This is a genomic window from Amycolatopsis deserti (assembly GCF_014653945.1).
GTDB lineage: Bacteria > Actinomycetota > Actinomycetes > Mycobacteriales > Pseudonocardiaceae > Amycolatopsis_E > Amycolatopsis_E deserti.
Genome location: NZ_BNAU01000003.1, coordinates 441,954 through 454,374 on the forward strand (window position 1 = coordinate 441,954; position 12,421 = coordinate 454,374).

Consider the following 12,421-nt stretch of genomic DNA (forward strand, 5'->3'; position numbering starts at 1 on the left):
GGGGAAAGACTTCATGACCGACGTCGTCACGCAGCCAGCACCGATCCTCACCGGGCCGGGCTTCGGCCTCACCAAGTTCGCCGACCCGCTGCGGGTGCCGCCGCTGATCCGGCCGCATTCGTGGTGGCACCAGGACGAAATCACCATCGACATGGTCCGCTCGCGCGTCCGGCTGCACAGCCAGCTGCCGGAAACCGAGGTGTGGGCCTACGAGGGCCAGTTCCCCGGCCCGACCATCGAAGTGCGCAGCGGCAAGCGGCTGCGCGTCAGCTGGAGCAACCACATCGACGGCACCATCCCGGTGGTCGCCGTCCAGCAGCACGCCGAACTCACCGACATCACCGCGCCGGTGCGCACCCCCGGCTGGCGCAACCCGGACGGCACGCCGCTGCCCGGCGCCGAGGTCATCGACGGCGTGTCCGCGCTGCCCGCGTGGACCGTGGTGCACCTGCACGGCGCCCGCACCGGCGGCGGCAACGACGGCTGGGCGCACAACGCCGTGCTGCGCCGGGCCGCCCAGCTCGCCGAGTACCCGAACGGGCAGCAGTCGGCGACGCTCTGGTACCACGACCACGCGATGGCGGTGACCCGGTTCAACGTCTTCGCCGGGCTCACCGGGATGTACCTGATCCGCGACGCCGAGGAGGACGCGCTCGGCCTGCCCGCCGGAGACCGGGAGATCCCGCTGATCATCACCGACCGCAACCTCGACACCGACCCCGCCACCGGCGCGCTGACCGGGCAGCTGCTGTTCAAGATCCCGTTCATCACGCCGGCCGGACCGGACGGACCCAAGGTGCCGATCCCGTTCACCGGGCCGTTCACGCTGGTCAACGGGGTCATCTGGCCGCACCTCGAGGTCGACGCCCGCTGGTACCGGTTCCGCGTGCTGAACGCGTCGAACTCGCGGTTCTACCGGCTCAACCTCGTCGACGAAACCGGTGCGGTCGACAACGACGGGGTGCGGATCATCGGCACCGACGGCGGTCTGCTGCCCGCGCCGGCCGCGTTCCCGGCGGCGGGTCTGGTGCTGGCGCCCGCGGAGCGCGCGGACGTGCTGATCGACTTCAGCCGCTACCAGGGGCAGCACCTGACGCTGCGGGACACCCTGGCCAACGGCACCGAGCCGGACGTGATGCAGTTCCGGGTCGAGAACCGGGAGCGGCACGACTCGTTCGCGCTGCCGGAGGTGGTCTCGCGGTCGTACGTGCGGCTGCACCACGGGACGACGGTGCCGGAGGACCACGACCACGTCTTCGTCGCGCTCGTCCCGCCCGGCACCGCGGGCGAGGGGCACCCGCAGATGTGGGAGCTGCGGGAGGTCAGCGATCCGGCGGAGATGCCCGCGCGGTTCCCGGCTCGCGGCTTCGTGCAGCTGACCGACCCGGCCAACGGCGCGGTGCGGACCTTCCGCATGGTGGCGAGCCTGTTCGACGACACCACCACGTTCTTCATCGACCACGACCGGTGGGCGGTCTGGAACTTCGTTCACCTGGGCGGGCCGACCCACCCGATGCACATCCACCTGGCCGAATTCCAGCTGCTGACCCGCCGCGCCTACCCGCTCGACGCGGCGGGGAACGTGATCGGGTTCGACACCGCCGTCGGCGGGACGCCCGCGGCGCTGCCGGTGCCGGGCACGGGCAGGCCGCTGGAGAAGTACGAAGAGGGCTGGAAGGACACGTTCCAGATCCAGGCCGGCGAGTGGGTCAGCGTGGCCGGGCACCACACCGGCGCGACCGGTGAGTTCATGTACCACTGCCACATCCTCGACCACGAGGACGAGGGCATGATGCGGCCGTTCGTCGTGCACCCGCCCGAGGTGGCGCGGTTCCACGTGCACCCCGGGGCTTCTCATGGGGGCGGTCACTGAGGTGACCGGGCCGGCGGCGTCCCTGGGTGCGGGGCGCCGCCGGCCGGCGCGTCAGTACGCGGTGCGGCCGCCGTCGACGACGATCGTCGTGCCGGTGACGTAGCGGGCCTGCGGCGAGATCACCCAGGTGACCAGATCGGCGACGTCCGCCGGATCCCCGGCGAAGCCCAGCGGCGTGTCCTTCACCGGCCCGGCGACGGCGGTGTAGTCCGGGCTGCGGCTGGTCCCGGTGGCGATGTCCCCGGGCGCGATGCCGACCACCCGGACCCCGTGCGGGGCGAGGTCGCAGGCCAGCGCTCGGGTCAGGCCGCCGAGCCCGGCCTTGCTCGCCACGTAGGCCGGCACGTCGCGCTGGGCCTGGAACTCTGCGATCGAGCTGATGTTGACGATCACGCCCTGGTTCAGGACGAGCTGGGTGAACGCTTCGCGCGCCAGGCGCAGCGGCGCCTTGAGGTTGGTGTCGATGACCCGGTCGATCAGCTCGTCGCCGGCGCTTTCCACCGGACCGAAGGCCGCGGAGCCGCTGATTCCGGCGTTGTTCACGAGGACGTCCAGCCGCCCGAAGTGCCGCACGCACTCAGCCACCGCGTCGCGGCAACCGTCCCCGGTGGCGAGGTCGTGCGCACCGACCTGGATCAGCTCGGCGAACGGGTGCTCCGCGAAGAGTTTCCGGCCGACGCTGGCGTCCTCTTCGGTCCGCTGGACCACGAAGACGGTCATCTCGCCGGTGGCCAGCCGGGAGGTGATCTCGGCGCCGATGCCGGTGGCGCCGCCGGTCACCAGGGCGGTCCGTTGTGCACCCATCCGCCACCGCCTCTCTGAAACGTGCGTTTCAAACTACAAGGCAGAGTGGCGGACCGTCAACGGCCGCGGGTGCGGGCGTAGTGCGCGCGCGCCTTCGCCCGGTTTCCGCACCGCGACATGGAGCACCACTGGCGGTTGCGCTTCGGCGAGGTGTCCGCGAACCGCAAGCCGCAGTCGTCGTAGGCGCAGATCCGGACGTCGGCCTCGCTCGTCGCCAGGTCGATCGCGTCGACAGCCAGAGCGCCGAGAGCACCCTCGACCGGATCCGGGGCGTCCAGCCGCCGGTGTGCGACGCCGTCCGCGTCGATGCGCAGCTGGGGCACCGGCGCCTTGCGCGCGTGCCGGTTCAACAGGCGCACATCGGCCGGCCGACCCTCGCCGCGCGAGACCCGGTCGACGGCCTCGCGCAGTTTGATCGCGGCGTCCAGCAGCTCGGGAGAGGCGGGCACCGGGCGCGGCAGCAGGCCCGCCAGCACCAGCCATTCGACCAGCGCCGACGGCGAGGTCAGCAGCTCACGACCGCCGCGGTGCCGGTCCCGGAGCGTGTTCACCAGGTCCAGGCACGGACGGCCACCGTCGAAAACCCACTGCGCCTTCACGACGACCAGAGTACTCTAACCTTCATAACCGGTTAGAAGGGTGAGACATGGACTCGTACATGGCGACCGTCAACGGCATCCGCGTGCACTACCGGCGAGCCGGCGAGGGGCCGCCGGTCGTCCTGCTGCACGGCTGGCCCCAGACGTCCTACTGCTGGCACCGGATCTTCGACCGGCTCGCGCGGGACCACACCGTCATCGCGCCGGACCTGCGCGGCTACGGGCTCACCGACAAGCCGCGCACCGGCTTCGACAAGCGCACGATGGCCACCGACGTCTCCGCGCTGCTGCACGAACTCGGCTTCTCCTCGGCGAGCGTCGTCGGGCACGACCGGGGCGGCCGGGTCGCGCACCGGTGGGCGCTGGACCGCCCGGACGAGGTCGAGCGGCTGGCCGTGCTCGACATCATCCCGACGCGGGAGATGTGGCGGCGGCTCGACGCCGGCGTCGCGCGCGGCTACTGGCACTGGCTGTTCCACCTGCAGCCGGACCTGCCGGAACTGCTGGCGGGCAAGGACATCCCGGCCTACCTGGGGTACTTCTTCGAGCGCTGGACCTACCAGCGGCAGGGGCTGGACCCGGACGCGGTCGCCGAGTACGTCCGCGCGTTCTCCGCGCCGGGCGCCCTGCGCGCCGGGTTCGACGACTACCGCGCGTCCTTCCCGGACGACGCCGAGCACGACGACGCCGACTTCGGACGCAAGCTCACGATGCCGGTCCTCGCGTTGTGGGGACAGGCCGGCCTGCTCGGCGCACTGCCCACTTTGGACATCTGGCGGGACTACGCCGAGGACGTCACCGGCGAGGGTCTGCCCGAATGCGGCCATTTCCTCGCCGAAGAACAACCGGACGCGGTCCTGGAGCACCTCAAGCGCTTTCTGTGATCCGGAAGACCGGGAAGCCGGGCGCGACGCCCCGCAGCACCTCGTCCGACGAGCTGTGGTCGACCCCCTCGAAGAACCGGCCGACCTCCCACGCCCACTTCTTGAGGTAGGCGCGCAGGATGACCGGCTTCTCCTCGTCGGCCAGTTCGGCGAAGCGGAACGTCTCGACCCGGCGCCCGACCCGCAGCTGCCCCTCGCCCGCCGCGCGCAGGTTGCGCACCCACTGCGTCTGCCCGCGCGGCGCGACGAGGTACCGCTGCCCGCCGACCTTCAGCAGGTTCACCGGCGTCGACCGGAGCTCCCCGGACTTGCGGCCGCGCACCAGCAGCACCCGGCTGCCGGCCAGGCTCACGCCCAGCTTGGTCAGAAACTGCACGGCCACGTTGAAGACACCGTCGCCCTTGCCCGGCTTGATGTAACGGTTCACCTGGATCTCCCTCAGTTGCGAGAGCGGCGCTCTCTGTTGAGATCAGTGAACACGTCTCCGCGCCGACTGTCAAGAGCACCGCTCTCTAATTTGTTCGCCGCTCTCACCCGTGGCACACTCGACGGCATGCCAGCCAGCAAGACCGCACGTGAACGGGCTCGCGCCGAACTCACCCGCGAGATCAAGGACGAGGCGCGACGTCAGCTCGCCGAGGTCGGCGCGCACGGGCTGTCCCTGCGCGCCGTCGCGCGCGAGCTGGGCATGGTGTCGTCCGCGCTGTACCGCTACTTCCCCAGCCGCGACCACCTGCTGACCGAGCTGATCATCGACGCCTACAACGAGGTCGGCGAAGCGGCCGAGCGGGCCGACGCCCCCTCGGCCCCGCCACGCGACCGCTGGCTGCGCATCTGGACGGGCACCCGGGACTGGGCCAAGCGGAACCCGCACGAGTACGCGCTCATCTACGGCTCCCCCGTGCCCGGCTACCGGGCGCCGCAGGACACGATCACCCCCGCCGGCCGGGTCCCGCGGGCGCTCCTCCGCGTCATGGAGGCCGCCGACCTCGCCCCCGCGTCGCCCGGTCCGCCGCTGTCCGGCGAACTGGCCGAGCAGGCCCGCCGGATCCAAGCCGCGCTCGACACGTCGCTCAGCGAGGCGGATCTCCTCCGGTTGGTGACCGCCTGGACCCACCTCTTCGGCGCGATCAGCTTCGAGCTGTTCGGCCAGTACGCCCGCACGGCCGATCCCGCGGACGCCTACTTCGCCTACAGCGCAGGGCAATTTGCCGATTTGGTCGGCCTTCCGTGAACGCTTTACGCGTTGTGGCAGACTCGTCACATGGCGGCAGATGACGAGGTGCTGCGGGCCGTCGAGGGAAGCCTCGACCGGCCGTCCGCGGCGCGGGTGTACGACTACTTCATCGGTGGGAACCACAACTACGCGATCGACCGCGCGTTCGGCGACAAGGTGCGCGCCCGGCTCCCGCTGATCCCGGACTCCGCGGTGGCCTGCCGACAGTTCCTCGGCCGCGCCGTGCGGTACGCGTCGAAGGCGGGGATCAGGCAGTACGTCGACATCGGGTCGGGCCTGCCGACGGCGGGCAACGTGCACGAGGTCGCCGACGAGGCCCGTCCCGAGCAGGACACCACGGTGGTCTACATCGACAACGAGCCGATCGCGCTGGCGCACTCGCAGCTGCTGCTCGCCGACACCGCGGACCCGGACCGCCACCGGGCGATCGCCGGCGACCTGCTGGAGCCGATCGACCTGTGGGAGCGGGTCGCGGAGACCGGCGTGATCGACTTCGAGGAGCCGGTCGCGCTGGTGATCAACGCGGTGTTGCACTTCATCAAGGACGAGCAGCGGCCGCACCCGGCGCTGGACTTCTACCGCGACCAGCTCGCGCCCGGCTCGTACCTGATCATGTGCCAGCTGACCGACGAGAACCCGGCCGACGACGAGGAGCGCCGGGCGCTGGACGACCTCAAGGCCTACTACGAGACCACCACGAACCCCGGGCAGTACCGCTCGCGGGAGGAGTTCCTGAAGTTCTACGGCGACTTCGAACTGGTGGAGCCGGGGCTGGTCTACGCACCCGAATGGCACCCCGACGAAAACGCCCTGTTCGCCGACGCGCCGTCGAAGTCACGCATCCTCGCCGCGGTGGCGCGCAAGCCCTGACCGCGTCGGGACGGCACACCTAACGCAGGTGGTCGCTGAACCAGGCGGCCGCCAGCTGGGCCACCCGCTCCAGCGCGCCCTCCTCCTCGAAGAGGTGCGTCGCCTTCGGGATGATCTCGATGTCGTACCGGCCGCCCAGCTCGGTGGCCGCCTGCTGGTTCAGCCGCAGCACCTCCGCGTCCCGGGCGCCGACGATCAGCAGCGTCGGGCACCGCACCCGCGCCAGCGCGTCGCCGGCGAGGTCGGGGCGGCCGCCGCGCGAGACGACCGCCTTCACGCGTTCCGGTTCCGCCGCCGCGGCCCGCAGCGCGGCGGCCGCGCCGGTGCTCGCCCCGAACAGGCCCAGCGGCAACCGCGCCGTGTCCGCCCGCCGGGACAACTCGGCCATCGCCGCGCGCAGGCGGTCGGTCAGCAACCCGATGTCGAACCGCCGGTCGCCGTGGTCCTCGTCCGGGCTGAGCAGGTCGAACAGCAGCGTGGCGAACCGGTTGTCCTGCAGTTCGCGCGCCACCGCGATGTTGCGGGCGCTGTGCCGCGAACTGCCCGAACCGTGCGCGAACACGACGACCCCGATCGCGTCGGACGGGACCGTCAGATCGCCCTCGAGCCCGGGATCGACGGTGAGCGGAACGGTCATGACGTCTCCAGCAACTCGACGACCTCGTCGTCCTCGATCTGACGGAAGTCGGCGTACCACTGGCCGACGGACCGGAAACCGTGCGGCGCCAGCAGGCACAGCACCTCGTCGGCGTCGCTCTTCAGCGCCGCCGCGGCGTCCGGCGCGCACACCGGCGCGGCGAACACCAGGCTGTGTGGCCGGTCCGCCCGCAACGCCCGCAACGCGGCCCGCGCGGTCACGCCGGTCGCCAGCCCGTCGTCGACCACCAGCACGTCCCGGCCGGCCCGCGGCTGCGGCGGGCGCCCACGCTGGTAGACGACCGCGCGCCGGCGGGCTTCGGCGCGTTCGGCCTGGCAGATGTCGTGCAGCTGCGCCGGCCGCAGCCCGAGCATCGACAGGGACCGCTCGTCGAAGTACGCCGGACCGTCCGGGGTGACCGCGCCGACGCCGAACTCCGGCTGGCCGGGCGCGCCGATCTTGCGGGCGACCGCGACGTCCAGCGGCGCGCCCAGCACCTCGGCCACCGCCTGCCCGACGACCACCCCGCCACGCGCCAGCCCCAGCACCAGCGGATCACGCCATTCACGCTCGCCGAGCAGCTCGCCCAGCCGCACGCCCGCCTCCCGGCGGTCGCCGAACTCGTATCGCCGCCTCATGTCACAGGTCTACCCGGGCGGGCGATCGTCAACCAGGTTCGCCGCGGCGCTTGCGGTGCACGACCCAGGCCAGGTCGATCACCAGCCCCACCACCATCAGGCCCATCAGCACCGTCACCCACCACATCTCGACGGTGGCGAACAGGACGGCGGCCCCGGCGGCGAGGACGATGCCGATCGCGGCGAGCCAGATCCGCAGCGTCAGCGCGCTGTAGGCCGGCGCGGCGCCGCCGAACCCGGCGGTCGGATCGTGGTAGTCGGGCAGGCCCCGCTGGTATTCCTCGCGGGTGCGAGGCCGTTCACGCGGGATTCGCATGCCCTGGGCTACCCGTGCGTGGGTGAGCACACACGTGCCCGCCCTCACCCGGTCCGGCGACGGCCCGTTTGACCGGCCGCCTCCTGGGTTACCGTGGCCGCGAACCCCATTCCGCCAGGAAGGAACACCGAAAGCCGATGAGGCCGGCCCAGCCCCTGACCCGGCGACTGCTGCTCGTCCTGGCCGCCGGAGCCCTGCTCGCCGCCGTGGTCGTCTACGCCGGCGGCGACGAAGCCGAGCAGCAGCCCCCGGCCGCCGCGCCGACCGCCCCGCCCACGCCGCAACCGCGCATCGCCGCGGCCGCGGGGCCGGACGCGTGCGCGACGGTGATCGGCAAGCTCACCCCGCGCCAGCGCCTCGCGCAGCTGGTGGTCGTCGGGGTCGACGCGTCGGATCCGCGGGGCGCGGCCGATCTGGTGCGCGCCGAGCAGATCGGCGGGATCTTCCTCGGCGGCAACGCCACCGCGCTGCTCCAGAACAAGGCCCTGGACCAGGTCCAGCAGGCCGCGCAGCTGCCGGTGTCCGTCGCGGTCGACGACGAGGGCGGCCGGGTGCAGCGGCTCGACGACCTGGACGGCTCGATCCCCAGCGCCCGGAAGATGGCCGACACCATGACCACCGCCGAGGTCCGCGAACTCGCCCGGGAGCGCGGCCAGGCGATGGCCGCGCGCGGGGTGACCGTCGACTACGCCCCGGTCCTCGACCTCACCGACGCCCCGGCCGGCGAGGTCATCGGCGACCGCTCCTTCAGCGCCGACCCGGACACCGCCCGGCGCTACGCCCAGGCGTTCGCCGCCGGCCTGGCCGACGCCGGGATCCAGCCGGTGCTCAAGCACTTCCCCGGCCACGGGCACGCCACCGGCGACTCGCACAAGGGCTCGGTGACCACCCCGCCGCTGGACGAACTGCGGGACAACGACCTGCGGCCCTACCGGCACCTCGCGGACTTCGGCGACGCCGCCGTGATGGTCGGCCACCTCGACGTGCCGGGCCTGACCGGCGGCGAACCCGCGTCGCTGTCCCCGGCGGCCTACCAGCTGCTGCGTGGCGAGTTCGGCTTCGACGGCCCGGTCCTGACCGACGACCTCGGCGCGATGAAGGCCGTCACCCAGCGCTACCCGCTGCCGCAGGCGGTGGTGAAGGCCGTGCAGTCCGGCGCGGACCAGGCGCTGTGGTCCTCGGGCGGCCGGGTGTCGACGGTGCTGGACGCGATGGAGCGGGCGGCGGCCGACGGGACCCTGTCCGCGGACCGGGTCACCGACGCGCTCACCACGGTCCTGCGCGCCAAGCACGCCTGCTGAGAAGAGGGGCGGCTGCGCCGGCCGGCTCCTCGACGCTGAGGTACCGGCCGACGCAGCGGGATCCGGGGGCGTATCGCCGCGGCAAAGTCTACGTAACCTTCGCGGCGGCTCAAGGTCTCGTGTTCGGATCGAAATAGTTCCTGGTCAGGCCCCCGCGCCCGCCATGATCTCGTGCCGGTGCGGCCAGTGCGACCAGAACGCCCCGGTGTAGCCGAGCTCGATGAGCTTGAGCAGGAACGGGTTGTCGGCGTAGTTGTTGTCGTCCTCGGTGAGGCCGGGCAGCGTCGGCAGCATGACGCGGTGGTACTCCGACGGCGGCACCAGGTCCCACAGCAACTGCACGCTGTTGACCCACCGGCCGTTCGGCGAGGCGATCGTCGCCGGGTCCTCCGGCAGGTCCGGGGAGAGGAAGTAGACCGGCCGGAAGCGCCCGGTGTCGTCGAAGGCGAACTGCCGCTCGTACTCGACGACCGACTCGCACATCGCCCGCGGCTTGAGCACGATCGGCTCGACCGCGGAGTCCGACTGCAGACCGGGCAGCGTGCGCCGTCCCGCGCACCGCTCGGCCATCCGGATCCCCAGCGGCGAGTACGGGAACGCGCGGATGCCCAGGCTGTACCCGGCGACCGCGACCTCCAGGTCGAGGGTGCGGCGGACGGCCTCGGTCATCGTCTCGGCCGTCTCCCCCGGCATCCCGAGCAGGACCTCGACCATCACCGGCAGCTCGACCTCCGCGATCTTGGCGCACAACGTGCGCACGTCGTCGAAGGTGTAGAACCGGCGGCCGCCGCCGGAGACCTTCCAGCCGTCGAGGACGTCGTCGCGCACGTGGTCGGGGGCGAGGTTGATGCCCGCGCACCCGGCCCGCACCAGAAGGTCGAGCAGCTCGTCGTCGAACGGCGTGGGCTGCGCGTAGATCCACAGCTTCAGGTTGTGCAGCGGCGTGGAGTGGTCGGTGTCCTTGCGCCGGACGATCTCCCGCAGCACGTTCTTGCTGTGCGCGATCACCAGGTTGAACTCGCTGTCGGTGGTGTGCAGGTCGTACACCCCTTGTGCGGTCAGCGCTTCCATCTCGTCGACCACGGATTCCACCGCGCGGCGGGTGAAGTGCGTGCCCTTCGCGTCCGGTTCGACGCAATGGGCGCACGAGTAGGCGCAGCCGTTCTTGGTGAGGATGTTGCCGAGCCCGCCGCGGCGGTAGTAACGGAGGTTGTCGACCTTCCACGGCACGCCGGAGCGGCGGGTGTAGCTGGTGGTCGCGTTGAGCGGTGAGGACAGCGGACGCCCGCGGCGGCCGAGCTTCGGCGTGATCTTCTCCACGCGGCCGCCGCCGCGGTTGACCAGCAGCCCGGGCACGGTGTCCGGCGAATTCCCGGCCAGCAACGCATTCGCCAGTTCGACGAGAATTCGTTCCCCCGGCCCCTTCACCCCGAACGGGATGCCGAAATAGTCGACCAGCGCGAACGGCATCGAGGAAAACCCGACACCGCCCGCGATGATCGGGGCCGCGCTGTGCGTTTTGATCTCGTCGATGATCGCCCGGTGGTCGGCCAGGAAACCGCGTTGCTGCTGCGCGTAGATCGTGTCGGTGTTGCGCACCGTCACGCCGACGAGCATCGGCTGGTGCCGCCCGAAGTACTCGCGCAGCACGGTCTGCCAGTCGTCCCGCCGGAACGTCAGGTCCACGACGTCCACGTCGAACCCGTCGGCCTCCAGTGAGGTGGTCAGGATGTCCAGCGCGTAGGGCGTGATCGGGGGATGGACGAGATTCGGGTTGACCAGCGTGACCAACGACTTTCCCATGGTGACTCCCACTCCTGCGCAACACAGCGAAACGGTCGCTGCAAAAGTGACAAAAGCGGGATCGGGAAATCAGGGGTTGTGTTTCACTGGCGCCGTCGCCACTGTTTCGCCGTTCGCGCGGCCGCCCGCAACTCGTCCGGGGGCACGTCGAGCACCCGGCTGAGGTGGCGCTGCCAGTACGGGCCGGGTACGCGCTTGCCCCGTTCCCAGCGCGAGACCTCGCCACGGCCCAGGCTTTCGTTGCCCGAGACCGTGACGAGCTCAGCCGCGAGCTGGTACTGGGTGAGCCCGCGCTCGTGCCGGGCGAACCGGATCAGCCGGCCGATCGGCATCGAGTCACGGGCAGCCACAGCAACCTCGCCGCTCATGACACGGACGCTCTGCCGCCGGCTCGGTCCGTCCGGCGCGCGGTCTTGTCATCACGCACGATTCGCCCCTTCACACTCGAGTTGGACGTCCAGACCGTCTGTGCAACGTCGCGTTGGGTGACTCACCGAACCGGTCCCGGTAGGCCGCCGCGAAGCGGCCGTGGTGCATCAGCCCGTACTTGCTCGCGATTTCCCCGACTGTGGTGACCTCGACCTGAGCGGCCGACAACTCGTCGTGCACCCGCTGCAGCCGCACCCCGCGCAGGTACTCGCTGGGCGAACTGCCCAGCTGTTCCCGGAAGGCCTTCTGCAGCGCCCGCACGCTCACGCCGGCCTGGTGCGCCAGGCTCGCCGGGGTGTGCGGGGCCTCCGGGTGGCTGTGGATCAGATCGAGCGCCTCCCGCAACGAGCGCGAGGGCAGCGGGCGGTCCCGGCCCTCGATCATCGCGGTGTAGTTGTGCGGCTGCGCGAGCAGCAACCCGGTGATCAGGTTGCGCTCGAACTGCGCCACCGCGGCCGGGTGGGAGAGCATCGTGTCCGGCTGGTCCAGCTCCGACACGCCGTAGGCCAGCTCCCGGTACCAGCTGCGGCCGTAGCCGCGGGTGATGTCCATGCCCAGCCGGAACCGCACCGGTTCCGCCACCGGGCCGCCGATCAGCTCCGCCAGGCGCGCCTCCAGCGCCGGCCGTTCGATCCGGATGACGAACTGGGCGCAGTCGCCGGACAACCGCATCCGCAGCGGATCGTCGGCGCCGACCACCCCGGCCGTGTCCGGTGCGGTGCTGGTCTGCTCGCGCCCGCACTGGACCATGCCCCGGCCGATCACCGGAGCCAGGACGACGAAGAAGGAGCCGAGTTCGCCGGGCTCGACGCGGACGTCGGTGCCGTAGGCGACCACCGCGATCGCCACGTTCTCCAGACGCCGGCAGTTGACCTTGGTGTTCAGCCGCGGGTTGCGGCCGACCGTGTTCATCGAGTGTGGGCAGAATATGCGGCCCACCCGCTCGCGGGTGTCGTCGACATCGTGCGAGTGGAAGAGCCGGTACTTGTCCAACGGCAGTACTGTCATGTCCCGGGCAGTCGAAAAAGAT

14 protein-coding genes are annotated in these 12,421 nt (G+C 71.4%); 5 read left to right on the forward strand and 9 right to left on the reverse strand.

The window, feature by feature from the left end; genetic code table 11:
• The first annotated feature begins 13 nt into the window (after positions 1-13).
• Positions 14-1,873, forward strand: coding sequence for a multicopper oxidase family protein (locus tag IE290_RS16865; RefSeq protein ID WP_191245510.1), 1,860 nt, complete (start codon positions 14-16; stop codon positions 1,871-1,873).
• A 51-nt stretch (positions 1,874-1,924) separates the two neighbouring features.
• Here the strand turns inward: IE290_RS16865 and IE290_RS16870 are convergent, their stop codons facing one another.
• Together IE290_RS16870 and IE290_RS16875 are read right to left on the reverse strand one after the other, a co-directional pair.
• Positions 1,925-2,677 carry an SDR family NAD(P)-dependent oxidoreductase gene (locus tag IE290_RS16870; RefSeq protein ID WP_191245511.1) on the reverse strand — a complete coding sequence of 251 codons (753 nt, stop codon included), beginning with the start codon at positions 2,675-2,677 and terminating at the stop codon, positions 1,925-1,927.
• A 56-nt stretch (positions 2,678-2,733) separates the two neighbouring features.
• Positions 2,734-3,276, reverse strand: a complete 543-nt coding sequence (locus tag IE290_RS16875) for a CGNR zinc finger domain-containing protein (RefSeq protein ID WP_191245512.1) — start codon at positions 3,274-3,276, stop codon at positions 2,734-2,736.
• Positions 3,277-3,323: 47 nt separating this feature from the next.
• On the opposite strand from IE290_RS16875, the gene IE290_RS16880 reads away from it, so the two are divergent.
• Complete coding sequence (locus tag IE290_RS16880; protein WP_191245513.1) at positions 3,324-4,160, forward strand: alpha/beta fold hydrolase; 837 nt, start codon at positions 3,324-3,326, stop codon at positions 4,158-4,160.
• Here IE290_RS16880 and IE290_RS16885 read toward each other — a convergent pair.
• Positions 4,144-4,587 (reverse strand): nitroreductase family deazaflavin-dependent oxidoreductase, encoded by a 444-nt coding sequence (locus IE290_RS16885; protein ID WP_191245514.1) that lies wholly within the window; start codon positions 4,585-4,587, stop codon positions 4,144-4,146. The genes IE290_RS16880 and IE290_RS16885 overlap by 17 nt on opposite strands.
• A gap of 126 nt (positions 4,588-4,713) precedes the next feature.
• On the opposite strand from IE290_RS16885, the gene IE290_RS16890 reads away from it, so the two are divergent.
• Together IE290_RS16890 and IE290_RS16895 are read left to right on the forward strand one after the other, a co-directional pair.
• The gene (locus tag IE290_RS16890; protein ID WP_191245515.1) at positions 4,714-5,394 is read left to right on the forward strand and encodes a TetR/AcrR family transcriptional regulator; all 681 of its coding nucleotides are present in this window, start codon (positions 4,714-4,716) and stop codon (positions 5,392-5,394) included.
• Positions 5,395-5,424: 30 nt separating this feature from the next.
• Positions 5,425-6,267 carry an SAM-dependent methyltransferase gene (locus IE290_RS16895; RefSeq protein ID WP_191245516.1) on the forward strand — a complete coding sequence of 281 codons (843 nt, stop codon included), beginning with the start codon at positions 5,425-5,427 and terminating at the stop codon, positions 6,265-6,267.
• Between the two features lie 19 nt (positions 6,268-6,286).
• On the opposite strand, the gene IE290_RS16900 is transcribed toward IE290_RS16895, so the two are convergent.
• The 3 genes from IE290_RS16900 to IE290_RS16910 are packed head-to-tail and all read right to left on the reverse strand — an operon-like array spanning position 6,287 to position 7,858.
• Positions 6,287-6,904, reverse strand: a complete 618-nt coding sequence (locus tag IE290_RS16900; RefSeq protein WP_191245517.1) for a dienelactone hydrolase family protein — start codon at positions 6,902-6,904, stop codon at positions 6,287-6,289.
• The gene (locus IE290_RS16905; protein WP_191245518.1) at positions 6,901-7,542 is read right to left on the reverse strand and encodes a phosphoribosyltransferase; all 642 of its coding nucleotides are present in this window, start codon (positions 7,540-7,542) and stop codon (positions 6,901-6,903) included. Before IE290_RS16905 ends, IE290_RS16900 begins: the two co-directional genes overlap by 4 nt.
• Before the next feature lie 28 nt (positions 7,543-7,570).
• Complete coding sequence (locus IE290_RS16910; protein ID WP_191245519.1) at positions 7,571-7,858, reverse strand: DUF6343 family protein; 288 nt, start codon at positions 7,856-7,858, stop codon at positions 7,571-7,573.
• Between the two features lie 137 nt (positions 7,859-7,995).
• Between IE290_RS16910 and IE290_RS16915 the strand changes: the two genes are divergently transcribed.
• Positions 7,996-9,159, forward strand: coding sequence for a glycoside hydrolase family 3 N-terminal domain-containing protein (locus IE290_RS16915; protein WP_191245520.1), 1,164 nt, complete (start codon positions 7,996-7,998; stop codon positions 9,157-9,159).
• 144 nt (positions 9,160-9,303) lie between these two features.
• Here the strand turns inward: IE290_RS16915 and tsrT are convergent, their stop codons facing one another.
• From tsrT to IE290_RS16930, 3 genes are all read right to left on the reverse strand, one after another.
• Positions 9,304-10,962 (reverse strand): tryptophan 2-C-methyltransferase, encoded by a 1,659-nt coding sequence (gene tsrT / locus IE290_RS16920; protein ID WP_191245521.1) that lies wholly within the window; start codon positions 10,960-10,962, stop codon positions 9,304-9,306.
• Between the two features lie 83 nt (positions 10,963-11,045).
• The gene (locus tag IE290_RS16925; protein ID WP_191245522.1) at positions 11,046-11,330 is read right to left on the reverse strand and encodes a helix-turn-helix domain-containing protein; all 285 of its coding nucleotides are present in this window, start codon (positions 11,328-11,330) and stop codon (positions 11,046-11,048) included.
• 70 nt (positions 11,331-11,400) lie between these two features.
• Positions 11,401-12,399 (reverse strand): AraC family transcriptional regulator, encoded by a 999-nt coding sequence (locus IE290_RS16930; RefSeq protein WP_229874541.1) that lies wholly within the window; start codon positions 12,397-12,399, stop codon positions 11,401-11,403.
• Positions 12,400-12,421 lie beyond the last annotated feature (22 nt).

What these genes read in the sequence shown, in the direction of transcription:
- tsrT (WP_191245521.1), bottom strand. Translation starts at nt 10,962, where the DNA reads ATGGGAAAGTCGTTGGTCACGCTGGTCAACCCGAATCTCGTCCATCCC.
- IE290_RS16895 (WP_191245516.1), top strand. Translation starts at nt 5,425, where the DNA reads ATGGCGGCAGATGACGAGGTGCTGCGGGCCGTCGAGGGAAGCCTCGAC.
- IE290_RS16865 (WP_191245510.1), top strand. Translation starts at nt 14, where the DNA reads ATGACCGACGTCGTCACGCAGCCAGCACCGATCCTCACCGGGCCGGGC.
- IE290_RS16905 (WP_191245518.1), bottom strand. Translation starts at nt 7,542, where the DNA reads ATGAGGCGGCGATACGAGTTCGGCGACCGCCGGGAGGCGGGCGTGCGG.
- IE290_RS16930 (WP_229874541.1), bottom strand. Translation starts at nt 12,399, where the DNA reads ATGACAGTACTGCCGTTGGACAAGTACCGGCTCTTCCACTCGCACGAT.
- IE290_RS16890 (WP_191245515.1), top strand. Translation starts at nt 4,714, where the DNA reads ATGCCAGCCAGCAAGACCGCACGTGAACGGGCTCGCGCCGAACTCACC.
- IE290_RS16880 (WP_191245513.1), top strand. Translation starts at nt 3,324, where the DNA reads ATGGACTCGTACATGGCGACCGTCAACGGCATCCGCGTGCACTACCGG.
- IE290_RS16900 (WP_191245517.1), bottom strand. Translation starts at nt 6,904, where the DNA reads ATGACCGTTCCGCTCACCGTCGATCCCGGGCTCGAGGGCGATCTGACG.
- IE290_RS16925 (WP_191245522.1), bottom strand. Translation starts at nt 11,330, where the DNA reads ATGAGCGGCGAGGTTGCTGTGGCTGCCCGTGACTCGATGCCGATCGGC.
- IE290_RS16915 (WP_191245520.1), top strand. Translation starts at nt 7,996, where the DNA reads ATGAGGCCGGCCCAGCCCCTGACCCGGCGACTGCTGCTCGTCCTGGCC.
- IE290_RS16870 (WP_191245511.1), bottom strand. Translation starts at nt 2,677, where the DNA reads ATGGGTGCACAACGGACCGCCCTGGTGACCGGCGGCGCCACCGGCATC.
- IE290_RS16910 (WP_191245519.1), bottom strand. Translation starts at nt 7,858, where the DNA reads ATGCGAATCCCGCGTGAACGGCCTCGCACCCGCGAGGAATACCAGCGG.